Origin of the sequence: Microbacterium sp. MYb45 (assembly GCF_002979655.1) — a bacterium.
Lineage (GTDB): Bacteria > Actinomycetota > Actinomycetes > Actinomycetales > Microbacteriaceae > Microbacterium.
In genome coordinates, this window is the sequence record NZ_PCPG01000001.1 from 242,914 (window position 1) to 262,331 (window position 19,418).

Genomic DNA, 19,418 nt, shown 5'->3' on the forward strand with positions numbered 1-19,418 from the left:
ACCAACCGAATTCCCTGACGCGGCCGCCTAGACTTGTGTCCCGTGAAGATCGTCAGCGTCGTGGGCGCGCGCCCACAGTTCGTCAAGCTCGCCCCCATCCACAAGGCCGCGCTCGCCGCGGGCGTCGAGCACATCATCGTCCACACGGGCCAGCACTACGACCCGATGCTCTCCGATGTGTTCTTCGAAGACCTCGGAATCGGGAGCCCAGACGTGCATCTCGGCGTCGGCAGCGGCTCCCACGGTGTGCAGACCGGGGCAATGCTCGCGGCGCTCGATGCGGTGTTCGACGAGCACCGCCCGGACTGGGTTCTGGTCTACGGCGACACGAACTCCACGGTAGCTGCGGCGCTGAGCGCGGTGAAGATGCACATCCCCGTCGCGCACCTCGAAGCGGGCCTTCGCAGCTTCAACCGACGCATGCCCGAGGAGCACAACCGTGTGATGACCGATCACGCCGCCGATCTCCTCCTCGCGCCGACGCAGGTCGCAGTCGACCATCTCGCCAGTGAGGGTCTTGCCGCCCGCACCGCCCTTGTGGGGGATGTGATGACCGACGTCCTGTTCGAAATCCGTGATGAGGTCGGGTCTCGCCGGTCGATGCTGGTCGAGGAGCTGGGCCTGACTCCCGGCGGCTACTACGTCGCGACGATCCATCGCGCCGAGAACACCGACGATCCCGCTCGACTCACGGAGGTCGTCGATGCGCTCGGCGGGCTCGACAAGCCCGTGGTCCTGCTCGCGCACCCGCGGGTGGTCGCGAAGGCCGCCGCGCACGGGATCGCGCTCACCCAGGGCTCCCTCGTCGCCCACCAGTCGCTCGCTTACCCGGAACTGATCGCTGCCGCGCTCTCCAGCGCGGGTGTGGTCACCGACTCCGGAGGTCTCCAGAAAGAAGCATTCCTGCTGCGCGTGCCGTGCACGACGGTGCGGACCGAGACGGAATGGGTCGAGACCGTCCAGCTTGGATGGAACGTGCTGGCGAACACAGCCGCCGAGATCTCCGCCGGCGTCACGCGACCTCGCCCCGGTGAGACCTCCGAAGCGCCCTACGGAGACGGCCATGCCGCGGAGCGTGTGATCCAGGAGCTGATCAGAGCCGCTGAGGAGACGTCGCTCGCGTGACCTCGGTCGAGACCGTCAGCCGAACTCGTCGCGAGTTCCGGACCGATGTCCAGGGGCTTCGGGCGGTCGCGGTCGGGCTGGTGCTCCTCTACCATGCGGGCGTGCCCTTCCTGACGGGCGGCTATGTGGGTGTCGATGTCTTCTTCGTCATCTCCGGGTTCCTGATCTCAAGTCACCTGATGGAGTCTCTCGAGCGGGACGGCCGCATCCGCTTCGCCGATTTCTATGCCAGACGCATCCGGCGGATACTCCCTGCTTCGCTCGTCGTCGCCGTGCTCACGGCAATCGCGGCGATCATCTTCTATCCGCCGCTGGCGCTCGAGGGCGTCCTGCGTGACGCGCTCGCGACCATCCTGTACGTGCCCAACATCTGGTTCGCGATCCAGGACACGGACTATCTTGCGGATCACGCCGCTTCTCCCTACCAGCACTACTGGTCGCTCGGAGTGGAAGAGCAGTTCTACCTGGTATGGCCGCTGATCCTCCTCCTCCTGGTGTTCCTCGTTCGCAGGCGCAGAGCCCTCATCGTCGGCGGCATCGCAGTGCTCGCGGTGGCGAGTCTGCTCAGCGGAGTGCTGCTGACCCCCATCGACCAGCCGTCGGCCTTCTTCCTGCTTCCGACCCGCGCGTGGGAGTTGCTGGCCGGTGGGCTTGTGGGAGCGGTGCTGCTGCGTGGTGCCCTGCGACTCCCCGGCTGGATCGAGGCGGTCGGCGGTTGGGTCGGACTTGCCATGATCGTGGGAGCCGCACTGCTGTACGACGACAGCACGGTATTTCCCGGCACAGCGGCACTACTTCCGGTCCTGGGCACGGCGCTCGTGATCCTGTTCGGTGCGCGGGGGCGGGCGATGGGCCCAACCGGAGTGCTCTCGCTCGGACCGATGCAATTCGTCGGGTTGATCTCCTACTCTCTCTATCTCGTGCACTGGCCCCTGCTGATCGTGACGCAGGCCGCCGTCGGCGACCAGAATCCGCTCAGCCTCGCCGTGAAGTTGTTCGTGGGGATCGTGATAGCCCTGCCGCTCGCCTGGCTGCTGTTCCGATTCATCGAGAGCCCGCTGCGTCGGCCCCGTGTACTCGTGGGCAGGCCCGCTCGGGTGACCCTCTGGGGAACCCTTGCGCTGACTTTGGTGCTGGTGGCTGGAACGCTCGGCGCGGTGCAATGGGCCGCGACGCGGGACGTCGGCACCGGCGATGCGGTCGCGGTCGCGCCGGACTTCCCCGTGTCGCCCCCCAACGGCACGCCTTTCGTGCCGCGCAACATCACGCCGGAACTGGAGGCCGTTGCGGATGACATCCCGCCGATGCATCGCGATGGGTGCCACTACGACGCGAAGCGCGAAGACGTGCAGGACTGCCACTACGCGGACCTCGACGGCACACGGACGATCGCGGTCTTCGGTGATTCGCATTCTGCGCAGTGGTTCCCCGCCGTGGAGGAATTCGCGGACGACGAGGGGGGTATCCGCATCGACACATATACGAAGTCCTCCTGCCCGGCGGCAGATGTGACGGTGCTGGACAAGGGTGTTCCCTACACATCGTGCGATCGATGGCGCGACGCCGTTCTGGAGGCGCTGGTCGCCGATCCGCCCGACCTCGTCGTGATATCGAATTACGCGAACCTTGCGCTCGCGGGTGTCGCAGACCAGGAGTCGCGCTCCAGGGCGTGGAGAGACGGGGTCGAGCGCACCGTCGGTCGCCTCAGAGACGCCGGAAGCGAGGTCCTGGTGATTGCAGACACGCCGCGGTTCGCCGTGTCTCCCGCCATCTGCGCATCGTCCAACGTCCTGGATGTCACGCCGTGCGCGGGCGAGCGTGCGGAAGTGCTCGATGCCGATTTCGCTGCCCAGGAGCATGCTGCGGCAGAAGCAGCCGGCGCGGTCTACGTCGACCTCAACGACTACATCTGCACTCAGGACAGCTGCCCGGTGATAATCGACAACATGTTGGTGTATTTCGACGTGAACCACCTGACGGCGACCGTGGTCTCCTATCTCGAGCCGGCGCTCGAGCCGACGTTCGCCTCGCTGCTCGGCATCGACGCCGGAACCGACCCGTAGAATGGAAACCATGCGTATCGCCGTCGTCGCCCTTGGAAAGATCGGGCTTCCCCTCGCCGTCCAGTTCGCCGATTCCGGTCATGAAGTCGTCGGAGTCGACGTGAACCAGAGGGCCGTCGACACGATCAACGCGGGCCTCGAGCCGTTCCCCGGTGAGGCGCACCTCCAGGAGAAGCTCGCCGAGCTCGTCCCGTCGAGAAGGCTTCGCGCGACGACCAACTACGCCGAGGCCATCCCCGGTGCGGACGCGGTCGTATTGGTCGCCCCCGTCTTCGTGAACGACGAGACCTGGGAGCCGGACTTCAAGTACATGGACGCGGCGACCCGGTCCCTCGCCGAGCATCTGACCGCCGGCACCCTGGTCTCGTACGAGACCACCCTCCCCGTCGGCACCACGCGCGAGCGCTTCACCCCGATGCTCGAGGCCGGTTCCGGTCTCACAGAGGGCACGGACTTCCACGTCGCGTACTCGCCGGAACGCGTGCTCACCGGCCGTGTCTTCGCCGACCTGCGCAAGTACCCCAAGCTGATCGGTGCGCTCTCCGACGAGGGCAACCGTCGTGCCCGTGAGTTCTACGAAGCCGTCCTGCAGTTCGACGAGCGCCCCGACCTACCCCGCCCGAACGGCGTTTGGGATCTCGGTACCACCGAGGCCTCCGAGATGGCGAAGCTCGCGGAGACGACTTACCGTGACGTCAACATCGGCCTCGCGAACCAGTTCGGCCTGTTCGCCGCATCGCACGGCATCGACGTCTACAAGGTGATCGAGGCCTGCAACTCCCAGCCCTACAGTCACATTCACCGACCCGGGATCGCCGTCGGCGGGCACTGCATCCCCGTGTACCCGCGTCTGTACCTGTCGACCGATCCCGACGCCGACATCGTCCGCGTCGCGCGCCAGCTCAACGCCTCGATGCCGGAGCGTCTGGTCGCGCAGGCAGAGGGCATCCTCGGCGACCTGAGCGGTCTGCGCGCCGTCGTCCTCGGTGCGGCATACCGCGGTGGCGTGAAGGAGACAGCGTTCTCCGGCGTCTTCCCGACGGTCAAGGCACTCAAGGATCGCGGGGCGGAGGTCGTCGTGCACGACCCGCTGTACTCCGACGAGGAGCTGCGCGGTCTCGGGTTCGAGCCGTACGCGATCGGCGGCGAGGTCGACCTGGCAATCCTGCAGACGGACCACGCCGACTACAAGGAGCTCTCTCCTGCGCAGTTGCCGGGAATCAAGCTCATCGTGGACGGTCGTGCGGCGACGGACCCTGCGCGTTGGGCGGGCACCCCGCGCATCGTCGTCGGTGCGGCGAACACCGGAGTCTGAACTGACGCAGACGCTGTCCGCGCCGACGGCGTCGCGGACCGGGTTCCGACCCGACATCCAGGCTCTGCGCGCGGTGGCGATCCTCGCTGTCGTGCTCAATCACCTGTGGCCGACCAGGTTGACCGGTGGCTATGTCGGGGTCGACGTCTTCTTCGTCATCTCCGGCTTCCTGATCACGAGCCACCTGGTCCGTGAGGCGACCGCGAGCGGACGCATAGCACTGGCGTCGTTCTACGCCCGCCGAGTGCGGAGGCTGCTTCCCGCAGCGCTCCTGGTGCTCGCGGTCAGCGCCGTCGGGACGCTCGTCTTCCTTCCGTACCCCCGCTGGACGCGGGCGGGGGCGGAGATCATGGCGAGTGCCGGCTATGTCGAGAACTGGTACCTCTCGGCGGCCTCAGTGGACTACTCGGCGATCAACGATCAGGCGACCGTCGCCCAGCACTACTGGTCGTTGTCGGTCGAGGAGCAGTTCTACCTCGTCTGGCCGCTGCTCCTCCTCGCAGCCTGGTGGTGGGCGGCGAAGAGGACCTGGCCGCCGCGTGTCGTCGCTGTGATCGCCCTCAGCATCGTCATCGTGACAGGAATCATCGCGAGCGGGCTCGCGACCGCAGGGATGCCGAGTCAGGCCTATTTCGTCACCTACACCCGCGCGTGGGAGTTCGGAATCGGCGGACTCCTCGCCCTCCTTCCGTTCGGCCGCCTTTCGAGACTCGCGGCCAATGTCCTCGCGGTCGTCGGGTTCGCCGCGATCGCGGTCGCGGCCACGGCATTCGGCCCGACGACGCCGTTTCCCGGAGTCTTGGCCCTCGTCCCCGCACTCGGCACGGCAGCCGTCATCGCGGCGGGCACCGCCACGTCGCGCCTCTGGCATTCAGTGCTGACGTCACGGCGCCCGGTGCAGTGGTTGGGCGACGTCTCGTACTCGCTGTATCTGTGGCACTGGCCGCTCATCGTCCTGGTGCCGTTCGCCGTCGGCACCACGCTGTCCACGGTGACGAAAGTGGCGATCCTGTGTGTCGCTCTGGTGCTCGCCTGGCTGACGTACCGGTTGGTGGAGCGTCCAGGACAGCGCTGGCCCCTGGTCGCGGCGTCGAACCGGCGCACCTTCGTGGCGATGCTGGCAGGCATGGGTGCGGTGGTGCTCGCCGGTGGCGCGCTCATGGTGGCGGGGAATCTCCGTGCGGCCGCGGACGTGCCGCCCGTCTCCGTGACGATCGAGGAATGTGTCGGGCCGCAGGCGATGTCCTCGCCGGAGGAGTGCCCGAACCGGTTCGCTCCCGCATCCGAGACGGTGATGGGGGCGAGGAACTCCTACTTCCATGTGCCGTCGGAATGCGTCGCGCGCCCCGATCTGCTGCCGTTCGGCAGTCGGACCGCCACCGTGGAGTGCGATTTCAGTGCGGGCGAGGCGCACCCCACCACGGTGTGGCTCGTCGGCGATTCGCACGCTGAGCAGTGGAAGGGAGCGGTGTTCGATCTGGCGAGGCAGAAGCACTGGTCCGTGCTGGCGAGTTTCGGCGGCGGATGTCCGGTCATCGACGCGCCGTTCATCGGCTTCCGTGAACCGGCGCCGGCAGCGGATCAGGAGCGTTGCCGGGCATGGTCGACAGCAGTCCGCGAGGCCGTCGTGCAGCAGAAGCCCGACTACGTTCTCACCTCGTCCGCAGGGCGAGTCCAGCTCGTCGATGACGGGACGGGGCGACCCCAGGGCATGCAGTTCACCGACGGCCTCGAGCGGACGTGGACCGTGTGGGCGGATGCAGGCGTCACGGTGGTGGCTCTCGGCGGCGTTCCGTTCAACGGAGAGGTGCGCTCTCCCGATTGCGTCCTGGTGAACGCCGGCGACCCGCTGGCCTGTGCAGCGTCACGGGGGGAGGCGCAGCCCCGTGACCCGTACCTCGACGCCGCCGCACAGGCGAATTCTCCCGGGATCCGCGCCTTCGATGCCGATCCTTACTTCTGCGACGCCGACAACTGCTACGCCGTGATCGGCGGCGTGGTCGTGTACTACGACGCCGACCATCTCAATCTCGACTACGTCCGTCGGCTCGCGCCACCTCTTGCTCAGGCGATGGGGATCGACTCGCGCTGACACACCGGCCGGACGCGCGTCCTATTCCGCCCGGGACTGCGGGGACCGAGTCGGAGCGGATGCCGGTTAGGTGACGCTTTCCGTCTGGCGTGACGCTGCGCGCAACGTGAGCGCGGCGGACAGGACGAAGAAGATGAGGCCGGGCACCGCGTAACGGAATTGTGTCGGTGTGCCGTTGGTGATGTTGTACAGCGCCGTTCCGAGGATCGCGCCGAGCAGCAGGTGAGCTTCCGGGCGCCGGAAGAACAGCACCATGCCGACGAGCGCGAGAATGATCAGCAGCAGCAGCGTGAGATCACGTTCCAAGAACGTCCCGAGGTCGCCCGAGAGAATCCGCAGGGCCATGCGAGGAACCGCGAGGATCGCCTCGCCGATGGAGTCGGCTTCGGCCTTCTTGAGGAACTGGTCGAGCTGCGAGAACGAGGGGAAGAGGACCGTCTGCAGGAGCTGGCATCCGATCGCCGTGCCGGCGACGACGAGGGCCGGCCATCCCCATTCGCTCCATCGTCGTCCGAACAGCGATCCGAGAAGCCACGCCATCACGAACGCACCGGCCACGATGAACGTCGCCTGCCGGGTGAATGCCGAGCCGACCACCGTGAGTGCCACGACCACAAGCATCCATGAGCTCCGCTTGCGGAACCACGCCCACGTGGCGACGAGGGTGAGCGCTGTCCACAAAGCCGAGAGCGACTCGGTGAGCATGCCCCCGTTGAACATCATGAGCTGATAACTCGCGTTGACGAGGATCATCACGGTGACGGCGACCCCGTTGCCGAAACGACGACGGAGGATCTGGGTGAACACGACCGTCATCACCAAGGTGATGAGCAGCACCGTCCCGGCGAGACCGAACGGGCCGAAGAGACGAACCGGGAGCGCGGCGAGAGCAGGGAGCACGACGCGCGGCTGCACCAGGCCCCATCCGAACAGCTGATCGACGTCGGGGACGGGTACTCGGTACGCATCGGCGAAGTCGATGGTGAGCTCACGTGCGGATTCCTGCGACTCGCCCCCGAACCAATACGCCATGGCGAGGTAGTACCGGGAGTCCGGGTAGAAGAACGGGAGCCTGCGCACGTAGGCGACGTAGCCGACGGCGAAGCTGCCGAGCACGATGAGCCACGTGAGGATGTCGCCGCTGTGTGTGCCCACCCAGGTGCGTGCGCCTCGAAGACGCGACGGGGCGGAGGGGGAGGAAGAGCTCATGTGACGGTTCTCGTTCGTTGTCGTGCGGCGGCATCGGAGACGCGCAGATCGGTGTCAGTCCGGTGGGTGCGTGCTGAACGGGGAGTAGGTCGGTGTCGAGGGCGTCGCCTGGATGTCGAGTTGCAGGGCGCTGATGAGCATCTGTGTACCGATCATCAGCGGGAGTGCGGCGAGCATGACGGTGGCGGCGGTGGCGACGACGGAACCGGCGATCTGGAAGATCACCCAGATGCTGATACCGACACCGATCACGAACAGCAGCAGCCCCATGAAGAGGAGCAGCGCGATGGGGGAGAACGACCAGAGGACGTAGCGGTACCAGATTCGCGACCAGTATCCGACCGTCAGACGATTGAGGAGCTCCGGGATCACCTTGCTCAGCCGGATGCTGGAGACTTCATCGCCGTACACCGCGGGGATCGGAACGTCCGTCGCCGGCACCTGCAGGATGTTCAGGTGGATGAGGAGATCGTTCTCGAAGCTGTATCGCTTCGCCACGCGATCCAGTGGCACTCGTTCGAGGACCTCTGTCCGGATGGCCGTGTATCCGTTCTGCGGGTCGAAGAGATTCCAGTACCCCGATGCCAGCTTTGTGAAGAACGAGAGCACGATGTTCCCGAAAACGCGGTGCCCCGGCATTCCGCGGAATGACTCGGGGGAGTAGAAGCGATTGGCCTTGGCGAACCCGAAACCGCCGTCCGTCACCCTGTCGAGAAGTGCCGGAAGGTAGTCGGGATCCATCTGCGCATCGCCAGCCATAACCACGTTCACGTCGGCACCCAGCTTCATCGCCGCACGATGCGCGGTGATGATCGCACCGCCCACGCCTTGGTTCTCCTCGTGACGGATGAGTGTGACTCTCGGATCACCGACGTCGCTCACCACCTGGCTGGTCGCATCGGGGCTGCAATCGTCGACGATGACGATGTGGTCGACGAAGTCGGGCATCGTCCTGATGACCGTGGCGATCATCTTTTCTTCCTTGTACGCAGGCACGACCGCCGCGATGGTCGCATTCTTATACATCGGAACTCCGGGTCGAGGGGGTGACGAACACCCAGTAACGATAGGCGAAGTAGTTCCAGAGGGTCGTCGCCACGACGGCGACGACCTTTCCTGCGAACCAACCGGCACCGCTCTGGTCGAGGAGCCAGACGATCCCGGTCGTGGCCAGCGTGTTGAACACGACGAGTGCCGTGTAGCGGGCCACGCTCGGGACGACTTTGGAATCCGACGCGAATGCCACCACGCGCTGCAGCGTGTACGTCACTGCGAAGGAGGCGAGGAAGGCGACGGGAGTCGCGATTGCGAGCGGCACCCCGAGAACGTCGTGGGCCAGCCACAGCAGGCCCACATCGACCAGGAAGCAGAATCCACCGACGATCAGATACCTGACAGCGCTGCTGCTCCAGGCGAGGCGCGCCAGGTCGCGGGCAGTTTTCGGCATGGACCCAGTCTCTCAGACGACACGCGCAGGTTCGAGCAGTCGCCGCCGATACGATTGGTGCATGGATCTTCTCGTCGTCGGGTCGGGTTTCTTCGGCCTCACCATCGCTGAGCGCGCCGCTGAAGCCGGCCGCAAGGTAACCGTCATCGACCGCCGCCCTCACATCGGCGGCAACGCCTACAGCGAGGCGGAGCCCGAGACCGGCATCGAGGTCCACCGCTACGGTGCGCACCTCTTCCACACCTCGAACGCGACGGTGTGGGAGTACGTCAACCGCTTCACCAGCTTCACGAACTACGTCCACCGCGTCTACACGACGCACAAGGGCACGGTCTTCCCGATGCCGGTGAACCTCGGCACGATCAATCAGTTCTTCCAGTCGGCGTACACGCCCGACCAGGCGCGTGCACTGGTCAAGGAGCAGGCGGGCGAGTTCGATGCCAAGACGGCCGCGAACTTCGAGGAGAAGGGCATCGCCCTCGTCGGGCGCCCCCTTTTCGAGGCCTTCTTCCGCGACTACACCGCGAAGCAGTGGCAGACCGATCCGCAGAAGCTCTCGGGCGACATCATCAGCCGCCTTCCCGTGCGCTACACGTACGACAACCGCTACTTCAACGACACCTGGGAGGGCCTTCCCACCGACGGCTACACCGCGTGGCTGGAGCGCATGGCGGACCACCCCAACATCGAGGTCAAGCTCGGCGTCGACTACTTCGACGACGCGCAGCCGCTCAGCAAGAAGGCGACCGTCGGTCAGCTCCCGGTCGTCTACACTGGACCGGTCGACCGCTACTTCGACTACACCGAGGGGGCGCTGAGCTGGCGGACGCTCGACTTCGAGCAGGAAGTGCTGAACGTGGGCGACTTCCAGGGTACGAGCGTCATGAACTACCCGGACATGGATGTGCCGTACACCCGCATCCACGAGTTCAAGCACTTCCACCCGGAGCGCAAGGACGTCTACGCGCAGGACAAGACGGTGATCATGCGCGAGTTCTCGCGTTTCGCCGAGCGCGAGGACGAGCCGTACTACCCGGTGAACACCCCGGCCGACCGGGAAGGGCTGCTGGCCTACCGCGAACTCGCCAAGGGGGAGAAGGCGGTCCATTTCGGCGGCCGGCTCGGTACGTACCAGTACCTCGACATGCACATGGCCATCGGCTCGGCGCTGTCGCTCTGGAACAACACTCTCTCCTAGACTCGACATCGTGAGTCACGCTGCTGTCGGGGCGCCCGGGACGCCCCGGCGCTATCTGCATTCGTTGTGGCTGCTGTCCGCCCGCGACCTGAAGGTCCGGTACGCGACGAGCTCCCTCGGCTACCTGTGGTCGATCCTCGATCCGCTCGTCATGAGCGCGATCTACTGGTTCGTCTTCACGCAGGTCTTCAACAGGAGCGTCGGCGAAGATCCGTACATCGTCTTCCTCATCGTCGCGTTGCTGCCCTGGGTGTGGTTCAACACCTCGGTGTCCGACTTCACCCGGGCGTTCAAGAAGGACGCGCGGCTCGTGCGGTCCACGGCGATCCCGCGCTCGATCTGGGTGAACCGCATCGTGCTCAGCAAGGGGATCGAGTTCCTGCTCTCGATTCCGGTGCTCGTCCTCTTCGCCGTGTTCAGCGGCGCTCATGTGAACTGGATGCTGCTCTGGTTCCCGGTCGCGGTACTCCTGCAGATCATGCTGCTGGTCGGTCTCGGGCTCCTGGTCGCCCCGCTCTGCGTGCTGTACTCGGATCTCGAGCGCACCACCGCGCTGATTCTCCGCGCCCTGTTCTACGCGTCGCCCGTCATCTACAGCTTCCGTGATCTCCCGGCGCCTTTCGACACCATCGGGGCGTTCAACCCGCTCGCGGGCATCTTCACGCTCTACCGGGTCGGTTTCTTCCCCGACCTGTGGCAGACCGCGCCGGTGGTCATCAGTGCCGTGATGTGCATCGTCATCCTCGCTCTCGGTGTGTGGACCTTCCGGAGCCTCGAACGACCTGTGCTGAAGGAGCTGTGATGTCGGCGGCGATCGAAGTGCAGGGTCTCGGAGTCCGGTTCCGCCGGAACCGGAGGGGCCGACGCAGTTTCAAGGACCTCTTCTCCGGTTCCTCGCGACGTTCGCGTCCCGGTGAGTTCTGGGCGCTCCGTGATGTGTCCTTCACTGTGCAACCGGGGGAATCGATCGGCGTGGTGGGACGCAACGGGCAGGGCAAATCCACGCTGCTCCGCCTGGTCGCCAAGGTTCTGCTCCCCGACGAGGGGACCGTCTCCGTGAACGGCGGCGTCGCCCCCCTGATCGAGATCACCGGCGGATTCGTAGGCGACCTCACCGTGCGTGAGAACGTGCGGCTGACGGCCGGCCTGCACGGGATGTCCCGCGACGAGGTATCCCGTCGCTACGACGACATCATCGCGTTCGCGGAGCTCGCCGGCTTCGAGGAGACGCCCTACAAGCACCTCTCGAACGGCATGAAGGTCCGGCTCGCGTTCTCCGTCGTGTCCCAGCTCGACGAACCGATCCTGCTGGTGGACGAGGTGCTCGCCGTCGGCGACAAGGCCTTCCGCGACAAGTGCTACAAGCGCATCGACGAGCTGCTGGCCGAGGGGCGGACGCTGTTCTTCGTCAGCCACAACGAGCGCGATCTCCGACGGTTCTGCACCCGCGGACTCTACCTCGACAAGGGCGCGCTGGCGCTGGATGCGCCGATCGCCGAGGTGCTGGACCGCTACAACGCCGACTACGCGGTGTAGCGATCAGCGCTTCGACGAGCTGATCGACGGTCCGCTCAGAGACCCACCAGGCTCCGGAGGGCGGTGACGGACTTCCGTGCCGCATCCACGGCAGCGGGGACACCGGAATCGTTCGTGATCGCCGCCTGGAGCTGCGTGAGACGCTGGGCGTAGTCCGTCACACCGTCGTACCACTTCGAGGCGATGGATGAAGGCGCCTGCGCATCCGACATTCGCTGCGCGTCCTGCTGCAGCGTGTCGACGACGGGGAGGGCGTCCTGCCCGCTGGCGCCCGCGATGATGTCGAGCCCGCGGGGTGCGGAGTTCAGCCATCCGCTCACCTGTCCGCGGAACACCTCGACGGTGGGGTCGGTCGCCGGGGGAGGCGTGAGGGCCGGTGTCGGCTCCGGCTCGGGAGCGGCGGTGGTCGTCGGCGTGGGCGTCGGTGTGGGTGTCGATGTGGGGGTCACAGATGCCGTCGGCGTCGGCGATGCGGACTCCGACGGGGTGGGGGCGTCGCCCCGCGGCAGGAGGAAGAACAGCAGCAGGCCCACGATCGCGAGAGCGGCGACCGAGAGGCCGACGATGAGCCATATCCGTCCGGTCCGCTTCGGCTGCGGAGGCAGAGGTGCCCAGCGCAGTTCCGGCTGCGAATCGTCCATCGTCACCCCTCCAGAGGAGGCATCGGCTGCCAGCTGCGGTCCCGGCCGGCCTTGCCGCCGTCGCGGATGCCGCGGAAGAGGTTGCTCGTGCCGCGCACGGTCCTCTCGACGAACACGAGCCGGATGAGTTCCTTGAAGAACGTCGCCGCGGTGCCGAGGCCGAAGAGCACCGGGTTGTAGACGCCGTGGACGCGGTAGTACTGCTTGATGAATCCGCGGTTGCGCATGATGTAGTAGCGGTACGCATTGCTGGACGCGTTCATGTGGCGGATGCCCATGTCCCACTGCTTGATCTCACGGGTGCGGCGCAGCACGAACTCGTCGACGATCACCGCGGTCGTCAGCCGCGAGGCCAGCCACCCGTACATCTGGTCGTCCCAGTAGATGAAGAACCGCGGGTCGGGGAGGCCGATCTGCTGCACGATCGAGCGATGGATGAACATGCCCTCGAAGCATCCGCTGTTCATCTCCTTGTAGCCCGTCTCGTCGAAGCCGGACGGAGCGAACGGAATGGGGATGCCCATGCGCTCGGCGATGCGGTACTGCCAGTAGAACTCGCTGCCGTCGTAGTCGAAGCGGCGCCCTTGGATGCTCTTGAACCGGCTGCTCCAGGCGCCCATCTTCGCGAGCCCCTCGGTGAGCACCTCGACGTCGTCGTCCATCATCCAGATCCACTCGGAGCCGAGCTCGTACGCGGTGCGCATGCCTTCGCTGAAGCCGCCGGAGCCGCCGGTGTTCTTCTCGAGTCGCCGGTACACGATCTCGGTGCCGATGTCCTCGCGGAACGATTCGACGACGTCGGTGGTGTCGTCTGCCGAGGCGTTGTCGATGATCACGACGTGGCCGGGCTTGGGGTCCATCGCGGTGATGCTCGTGAGCAGACCCGAGAGCAGGTGAGAGCGGTTGAAGGTGACGATGACGATCGTCGCGGCCGTGGGGTCGAATGCAGCGGGCGCCGCGGTCATGCCTTCTCCTCGAAGATCTGCTGCCAGGACTGGGGTGAGACGAGATCGGGCAGCGCCTCGCGGTACTGCTTCTGCAGATCCGGCCAGCGGCGGCGGAGTTCGGCATGCAGCCGCACCGTGTCACGCAGCATCCGCCGGTACTTCGCGCGATCACGCGTGTAGATGTTCTTTCCGGAGCCGTCGGCGGCACTCACCAGTGCGCTGTCGAACGCCGGGACGCGCCACCAGTGCGCGTCTTCCTTGCCGAACTCGACCTCGGGCTGTGCGATGTTCGCCGGGTTCGGGCGGTGGAGGAAGTGCGAGGTCAGCGTGGAGAGGGTGAACAACCGCAACCGCATCCCCTTCGGGCTGTCCAGGTCGTTCTTCGGGAGCTGCTTGTACACCTGGCGGCCGCGACGCGCGTGCAGCACGGCGGACGGGTCGCGGTGCACGACCGTCTCCGGATAGTCGGCGGCGAGGGCACGGGCGGCGGGCATGGCGGTCGCCAGGTTGCGACGCATGTGTTCGGGTCCGGAGAGGATGTCGCGCAACGCCTGCGCGCGCAGTGCCACGGGGTAGTACTGCATCATCATGAGGTGCTTCAGATCCACGCGGCGGCTGTGGACGAGCAGCCGGCCGCCCCTCGGTGCGTTGGAGTGCAGGAGACCTGCCACGATGCGATTGCGGGCATGGAAATATGCCTGCCAGTCGATCGAGTCGTCCTTATTCACCCACGAGATGTGCCAGAGCGCCACTCCCGGCATCGACACGGTCGGGAAGCCCGCCTCGCCGGCACGGAGGCAGAACTCGGCATCGTCCCACTTGATGAACGCGGGGAGGGAGAGGCCGACCTTGCGGATCGCGTCGAGCGGGATGAGACACATCCACCAGCCGTTGTAGTCGGCGTCCATGCGCATGTGCAGGAGCGTGGACTGCCGCAGGTTCGAGACGCCGAAGTCGTGCGGCATCTTCTCCTGGTACAGATTGCGCCACATGAACGGATATTCGTCGACGACCTCAGCCCAGCCGTGCAGCTTCGGGCGGTCGAGCAGGTCGAACATGTGGCCGCCGACCAGGACCGGGGTCGTCGCGTACTGACCGAAGACGATGGAGCGGCGCAGCGACTCCGGTTCGAGCCGCACATCGTCGTCGAGAAGCTGCACGAAGTCGCTCTCCGGACGCTGGAGCGTCTCGTGCATGGCCCGGGCGAACCCTCCGGATCCGCCGAGGTTGCCCTGACGGATGACCTGGAGCGTCTCGCCGAGGCTCGCCGCGACGTCGTCGTAGCCCTCCTGATCCGCGACGAGCTGGGTCCCCTGATCGATCAGGAAGATGCGATCCACGAACTCCAGAGCGTCCGGCGACGCGGCGAGTGCCCGCAGGGTCTCGACGCAGTAGTCGGGCTTGTTGTACGTCGTGATGCCGAGCGAGGCCTTGCCGGTGCGCTTCGGCTCCTGGTCGGTCGTCCACTCCGCGCCCTCGAGCACGGCGGGCTTCTCATCGGCCACGATGTCGAACCAGATCCAGCCGCCGTCGCTGTACTGTGTGAGCTCGAGGTCGAACGACGTCGATGCCTCGCCCGTCACCTCGCGGGTGGCCACGCGCTGGCGGACTCCGGAACCGTTGGAGCGGTACACCAGGATCGTCGCCGGCCCGGTGGTGCGCACCGTCAGCTGTACCTGTCGGACGCTCGTCCAGTGCTGCCAGTAGGACGCGGGGAAGGCGTTGAAATACGTTCCCATCGACACACGCCGCCCGGCCACGATACGGGCGCGATGCCGACCGAGGATGTTCCCGAGGTGAGCGCGGTTCGAGACGCGGACGGGTTCGTCCTCGATCACGGACCAGGTCTCCGGGTCGGCGTAGAGCGGAAGAAGGTCGGGGTCGCGATCAAGTGGGAAGACGACGTTCTGAAGGACGTGGGCCACTGGCAGGTTCTCCGATGTTGGTGCCGCAGGCCACTGTCAGAGGACAGTGCGGGACTCGACGAGCAGTGAGTAGCCTACCGTCGATGACCTTCGCATCTGCGGAGAGTCGCCCCGTGCCCCCTCGGATGCCCTGGGTAGACTGACCGCGATGAAGGTACTGATCTCCGGCGGCGCCGGCTACATTGGCTCAACCGTTGCGACGGCGTGCATCGAGGCCGGAATCGAGGTCGTCATCCTCGACGACCTCTCCACGGGGCTTCGATCCTTCGGCGAAGGCCGGAACCTCTACGTCGGCGACATCGCCGATGGCCCGGTGGTGGAGGCGCTGTTGGCGGATCATCCCGACATCGACGCCGTGATCCACTGCGCGGCCCGCATCGTGGTGCCGGAGTCGGTCGCCGACCCGCTCGGGTACTACGACGCCAACGTGGGCAAGACGATCGTGCTGCTGCGGCGTCTGCGCGACGCGGGTATCCCGCGCATCGTGTTCAGCTCCTCGGCATCCGTCTACGCCGGTGAGACGGGCGACGGCGTGGACGAGGGCGGCACGCTCGCGCCGTCGAGCCCGTACGCCAGGACCAAGGCGATGGTCGAGCAGATCCTCGAAGACGCCGCGACGGCGGGCGACTTCCGCGCGATCGCGCTGCGCTACTTCAACCCGATCGGTGCCGACCCGCGGCTGCGGACGGGCCTGCAGAACCCGACGCCGTCGCATGCGCTGGGAAAGATCATGCAGGCGCGCGTGGCCGGAGAGCCCTTCACCATCACCGGAACGGACTGGGAGACCCGCGACGGCTCCGGTCTTCGCGACTACATCCACGTCTGGGACCTCGCTCTCGCGCATGTCGCGGCCGTGCAGAAGTTCGACGAGGTCGCCACGCCGGACGACCCCTACCAGGTGATCAACCTCGGCACGGGAGACGGCGTGACGGTGCGCGAACTCGTCGCGGCTTTCGAGCGAGTGACGGGCGAACCGCTTCCGGTGACGGAGACCGACCGCCGGCCCGGAGATCAGGCCGGTGCGTTCGCGATCGTCGACCGCGCTGCCGCGGTCCTGCAGTGGCATGCCCAGCGGTCGGTCGACGACGGGGTTCGCGACGCGATCGCCTGGGCGGAGAAGCTGCGCGCCACGCTCTGAGGTGCAAGAGGTGATTCGTCCCGTGAGAGGATTCGTCGGCTATTCCAGCGAACGCAGCGTCGAGATCGCGCCCGTGTGGGCGGCGTCGATGTTCTCGCGCCAGGAGCGCGACTGCCCCGCGCGCAGCGCACACAGCACGAGCATGAACCACCCTGCTCCGACCAGCGTGAAGCTCTCGAACATCGAGTCGACGGCGAGAGTGACGAGGATGATCGGCGTCCACGCGTAGACCACGGACCGCCGGACGCTCGCGACCAGCCAGGATCGGATCAGTGCGACCCCGCCGAGGAGCAGGAAGAGCACCAGCCCTGCGGCCCCGAGCTGGAGCAGCACGTCGAAGAACGCGTTCAGCGCGCTCTGGTGATGGTCGTCGAGTTGGAAGTTGATGTAGGTGAACGGGTACTCGCCGCGCGCCCAGTCGCCGAACCACCCCCAGCCCTGGATCGGCTTGAGGGCGACGAAGTCGAGGATCGTGTTCCAGAGCGACGCGCGCATCGAGAAGTCCGATCCGGCATCGAGCAGGGCGATGATCTGATGGCGCAACGCGAACGCGATCGTGAGTGCGAGCGCCACCAGGACGCCGAGCATCCACTGCACGAGGTTTCGCCGCGCCGGCGACGTGTGCCGCACGATCGTGAGGGCGAGCGTCACGATGCCGACCGCGACCGCGAGCACGAGCACGGTGGGAGAGGCCGAGAGGAACGCCAGAGACCCGGCGAGGCCGACCGAGACCACAGCGAGAGGAGCGTTCACCGACTGCGTGCGCCACTCGATCACGAAGGTGATCAGGGCGATCACCGCGACGAATCCGAGCATGTTGCGGCTGCCGAACAGGCCCTGCACCGGGCCGCCGGCGGCGAGGTCGCCCTGGATCGCGAGGAAGGTGAAGGGCACGTCGAGCAGGATGCCGGAGAGGATCTCGACCCCGAGGGAGAGGGCCAACAGTGCACGCAGGGTGTCGCCGATGGCGCGCACGGTCTGCAGTGTGTCGCGGATATGGCCGATGGTGATCGCGAGGAATGCGTACCCGAACAGCGACATCCATCCGAAGAACGTGTCCGAGCGGTCCGTCGTCCACACCATGCTCACCAGGGCCCAGCCCAGGAAAGCGAAAAGCGACGAGGGAGCGATGCGCAGCGGGGAGAGCTCGTCGCGGCGCACCCAGAGGATCGCGGCGCCGAGCACGCACAGCACCGCGATGATCGTGGCCAGGGTGACCGTCGAGGTCATCCGTCCGATCGCGTACGAGCCGAAGATGGCGGTGAGCGCCGTGAGCGTGAAGGCTCGCGCGAGCTCCACGGAGCCGAGCAGGCGGACCAACGGCCGGACCGGTGTCACGGAACCCGCCGTTGCCGCGTGCCGCGTTCGAAGACCAGGTCGCGTTCCCCGACGCCCACCAGCGGCACCGACTTCAGCTTGAAGGACAGGAGCACCAGGAGCATCCACCCCCAGAGCATGATCGGCGTCGACTCCGAGAAGCCCTGGACCAGCAGCACCACGGTGAACAGGCTCGGAAGCAGGGTCAGCGGAGAGAAGGGACGTCGGGCGTGGAGATCCCAGCGGGGCCGGTCGACCGCGAAGAACCAGGAGCGCCACAGCAGGCTCAGGTACGCGATTCCCATCAGGATCACGCCCAGCACGCCGAGCTGGAACAGCACGTCGAGCCACATGTTGTGGGCGTGGAACACCGTGATGCCGTGATCCACGATCCAGTGGTCGAAGGCGGGGTCCGTCGGGATCCACGGACTGGAGAACCCGTTGCCGAACAGGGGGTGCTCCCGCACCCGCTCGAGCACCTTCGACCAGATCAGGTCGGAGCGGCCGGTGAGGTCGGAGCTGCGCCCGACCAGTCCGAGCAGCGGTTCGCGCAGCAGCCAGACGGCGGCGGCGGCCAGTGCTGTTCCGCCGATGGCCGTCACATAGATGCGCGTGCGGGCGCCCGGGGTGCGGGCGCGGCGCATCAGCAGCGCCACGAGGAGGACCAGCGCGGCGGCGGCCGCGCACGCGAGGGCGGTGACCGACGACGTACGCAAGAGGAAGTACGCCGCGAGCAGCATCCACAGGGCGAGCGTCGTGCGCCAGCGGGCGCGAGCGGCGAACAGCACGCCGAAGGTGATGATCGCGAACAGCGAGATGATCGCCAACAGGTTCGCGTTGCCGACGATGCCCTGGATCCGTCCGCCGTCGAAGAGGTTGTCCCTGACCCAGTACCACTGCGGGTCGATCTCCCCCTCCGGCACGGTCGCGAAGTTCGGCAGCAGCGGCCCGTGCAGGACGAGTGAGACCCACAGCTCGATCGCCAGCGAGAGCCCGAGGATCCACTTGAAGGCGGACGAGAGGGCCCGGATGATCTCGTGCCAGGTGAGCACGTGGGCGATGAACAGCCCGTTCACGGTGACGGCCGCCAGCAGCACCCAGGTGATCAGCGTCGGTCCTCGCCATTGGGACCACGCGACCGAGACCAGGGCGAGTGTCGCGTATCCCATCGCCGTCCACGGCAGGCGACGCCAGCGGAACGGCTGCGGGCGGTTCCGGGCGAGCATCGGGATACCGATGCCGAGCGTCGCGAGAGTGAAGACGACGAGGGTGACGGCGGCGCCCTCCATGCCGATGAGGTTGTACACCGCGGTGTGCGCGAAGGTCACGATGAGCACGAGGATCACATAACCGCGCAGCAGAAGGTGCCCCGTCGACTCGCGCTCCGGCGCCGAGGGCGGGGCTGTCACCGGGTGCTTGGTGTACTGGGCCATCGCGTTCAGGCTACCGCGCCGCGCTCGGCGCG

16 protein-coding genes are annotated in these 19,418 nt (G+C 66.6%); 8 read left to right on the forward strand and 8 right to left on the reverse strand.

Going from position 1 to position 19,418, the window contains the following annotated elements; all coding sequences use genetic code 11:
• The first annotated feature begins 42 nt into the window (after positions 1–42).
• The 4 genes from wecB to CQ034_RS01155 are packed head-to-tail and all read left to right on the forward strand — an operon-like array spanning position 43 to position 6,595.
• A complete protein-coding gene (wecB, locus tag CQ034_RS01140; RefSeq protein WP_105709650.1) occupies positions 43–1,125 on the forward strand; it encodes a non-hydrolyzing UDP-N-acetylglucosamine 2-epimerase in 1,083 nt (360 codons plus the stop codon).
• Positions 1,122–3,188, forward strand: coding sequence for an acyltransferase family protein (locus CQ034_RS01145; protein ID WP_105709651.1), 2,067 nt, complete (start codon positions 1,122–1,124; stop codon positions 3,186–3,188). Before wecB ends, CQ034_RS01145 begins: the two co-directional genes overlap by 4 nt.
• Before the next feature lie 10 nt (positions 3,189–3,198).
• Positions 3,199–4,503 (forward strand): nucleotide sugar dehydrogenase, encoded by a 1,305-nt coding sequence (locus CQ034_RS01150; protein WP_105709652.1) that lies wholly within the window; start codon positions 3,199–3,201, stop codon positions 4,501–4,503.
• Positions 4,481–6,595, forward strand: coding sequence for an acyltransferase family protein (locus tag CQ034_RS01155; RefSeq protein WP_258133920.1), 2,115 nt, complete (start codon positions 4,481–4,483; stop codon positions 6,593–6,595). The genes CQ034_RS01150 and CQ034_RS01155 overlap by 23 nt, the downstream gene beginning before the upstream one ends.
• A gap of 66 nt (positions 6,596–6,661) precedes the next feature.
• Here CQ034_RS01155 and CQ034_RS01160 read toward each other — a convergent pair whose 3' ends face one another.
• From CQ034_RS01160 to CQ034_RS01170, 3 genes are read right to left on the reverse strand one after another with little or no spacing between them, the layout of a single operon-like run.
• Positions 6,662–7,804, reverse strand: coding sequence for a hypothetical protein (locus CQ034_RS01160; RefSeq protein WP_146114782.1), 1,143 nt, complete (start codon positions 7,802–7,804; stop codon positions 6,662–6,664).
• A 54-nt stretch (positions 7,805–7,858) separates the two neighbouring features.
• Positions 7,859–8,830: a glycosyltransferase family 2 protein gene (locus tag CQ034_RS01165; protein ID WP_105709655.1), complete on the reverse strand. Its 972-nt coding sequence runs from the start codon at positions 8,828–8,830 to the stop codon at positions 7,859–7,861.
• Entirely contained in the window at positions 8,823–9,251 is a 429-nt protein-coding gene (locus tag CQ034_RS01170) for a GtrA family protein (protein WP_105709656.1), read from the reverse strand. Before CQ034_RS01170 ends, CQ034_RS01165 begins: the two co-directional genes overlap by 8 nt.
• 61 nt (positions 9,252–9,312) lie before the next feature.
• On the opposite strand from CQ034_RS01170, the gene glf reads away from it, so the two are divergent.
• The 3 genes from glf to CQ034_RS01185 are packed head-to-tail and all read left to right on the forward strand — an operon-like array spanning position 9,313 to position 11,985.
• Positions 9,313–10,449 (forward strand): UDP-galactopyranose mutase, encoded by a 1,137-nt coding sequence (gene glf / locus CQ034_RS01175; RefSeq protein WP_029261992.1) that lies wholly within the window; start codon positions 9,313–9,315, stop codon positions 10,447–10,449.
• 10 nt (positions 10,450–10,459) lie between these two features.
• Complete coding sequence (locus CQ034_RS01180) at positions 10,460–11,251, forward strand: ABC transporter permease (protein ID WP_029261991.1); 792 nt, start codon at positions 10,460–10,462, stop codon at positions 11,249–11,251.
• Entirely contained in the window at positions 11,251–11,985 is a 735-nt protein-coding gene (locus tag CQ034_RS01185) for an ABC transporter ATP-binding protein (protein WP_029261990.1), read from the forward strand. The genes CQ034_RS01180 and CQ034_RS01185 overlap by 1 nt, the downstream gene beginning before the upstream one ends.
• Positions 11,986–12,020: 35 nt before the next feature.
• Here CQ034_RS01185 and CQ034_RS01190 read toward each other — a convergent pair whose 3' ends face one another.
• From CQ034_RS01190 to CQ034_RS01200, 3 genes are read right to left on the reverse strand one after another with little or no spacing between them, the layout of a single operon-like run.
• Entirely contained in the window at positions 12,021–12,626 is a 606-nt protein-coding gene (locus tag CQ034_RS01190) for a hypothetical protein (protein WP_258133921.1), read from the reverse strand.
• Positions 12,627–12,628: 2 nt separating this feature from the next.
• Positions 12,629–13,591 (reverse strand): glycosyltransferase, encoded by a 963-nt coding sequence (locus tag CQ034_RS01195; protein WP_029261988.1) that lies wholly within the window; start codon positions 13,589–13,591, stop codon positions 12,629–12,631.
• Positions 13,588–15,498, reverse strand: a complete 1,911-nt coding sequence (locus CQ034_RS01200; RefSeq protein ID WP_105709658.1) for a glycosyltransferase — start codon at positions 15,496–15,498, stop codon at positions 13,588–13,590. The genes CQ034_RS01195 and CQ034_RS01200 overlap by 4 nt, the downstream gene beginning before the upstream one ends.
• A 148-nt stretch (positions 15,499–15,646) precedes the next feature.
• Here CQ034_RS01200 and galE point away from each other — a divergent pair, with 148 nt between their 5' ends.
• The gene (gene galE / locus CQ034_RS01205) at positions 15,647–16,636 is read left to right on the forward strand and encodes a UDP-glucose 4-epimerase GalE (protein WP_105709659.1); all 990 of its coding nucleotides are present in this window, start codon (positions 15,647–15,649) and stop codon (positions 16,634–16,636) included.
• Positions 16,637–16,675: 39 nt separating this feature from the next.
• Here the strand turns inward: galE and CQ034_RS01210 are convergent, their stop codons facing one another.
• Both CQ034_RS01210 and CQ034_RS01215 read right to left on the reverse strand, forming a co-directional pair.
• Positions 16,676–17,974, reverse strand: coding sequence for an O-antigen ligase (locus CQ034_RS01210; RefSeq protein WP_029261985.1), 1,299 nt, complete (start codon positions 17,972–17,974; stop codon positions 16,676–16,678).
• A complete protein-coding gene (locus CQ034_RS01215) occupies positions 17,971–19,386 on the reverse strand; it encodes an O-antigen ligase (RefSeq protein WP_105709660.1) in 1,416 nt (471 codons plus the stop codon). The genes CQ034_RS01210 and CQ034_RS01215 overlap by 4 nt, the downstream gene beginning before the upstream one ends.
• Positions 19,387–19,418: the final 32 nt, after the last annotated feature.

Bases quoted from the DNA above. Each gene is read 5' to 3' on its own strand.
- CQ034_RS01195 (WP_029261988.1), bottom strand. From the start codon at position 13,591: ATGACCGCGGCGCCCGCTGCATTCGACCCCACGGCCGCGACGATCGTC.
- glf (WP_029261992.1), top strand. From the start codon at position 9,313: ATGGATCTTCTCGTCGTCGGGTCGGGTTTCTTCGGCCTCACCATCGCT.
- CQ034_RS01190 (WP_258133921.1), bottom strand. From the start codon at position 12,626: ATGGACGATTCGCAGCCGGAACTGCGCTGGGCACCTCTGCCTCCGCAG.
- CQ034_RS01185 (WP_029261990.1), top strand. From the start codon at position 11,251: ATGTCGGCGGCGATCGAAGTGCAGGGTCTCGGAGTCCGGTTCCGCCGG.
- CQ034_RS01150 (WP_105709652.1), top strand. From the start codon at position 3,199: ATGCGTATCGCCGTCGTCGCCCTTGGAAAGATCGGGCTTCCCCTCGCC.
- CQ034_RS01215 (WP_105709660.1), bottom strand. From the start codon at position 19,386: ATGGCCCAGTACACCAAGCACCCGGTGACAGCCCCGCCCTCGGCGCCG.
- CQ034_RS01160 (WP_146114782.1), bottom strand. From the start codon at position 7,804: ATGAGCTCTTCCTCCCCCTCCGCCCCGTCGCGTCTTCGAGGCGCACGC.
- galE (WP_105709659.1), top strand. From the start codon at position 15,647: ATGAAGGTACTGATCTCCGGCGGCGCCGGCTACATTGGCTCAACCGTT.
- CQ034_RS01170 (WP_105709656.1), bottom strand. From the start codon at position 9,251: ATGCCGAAAACTGCCCGCGACCTGGCGCGCCTCGCCTGGAGCAGCAGC.
- CQ034_RS01165 (WP_105709655.1), bottom strand. From the start codon at position 8,830: ATGTATAAGAATGCGACCATCGCGGCGGTCGTGCCTGCGTACAAGGAA.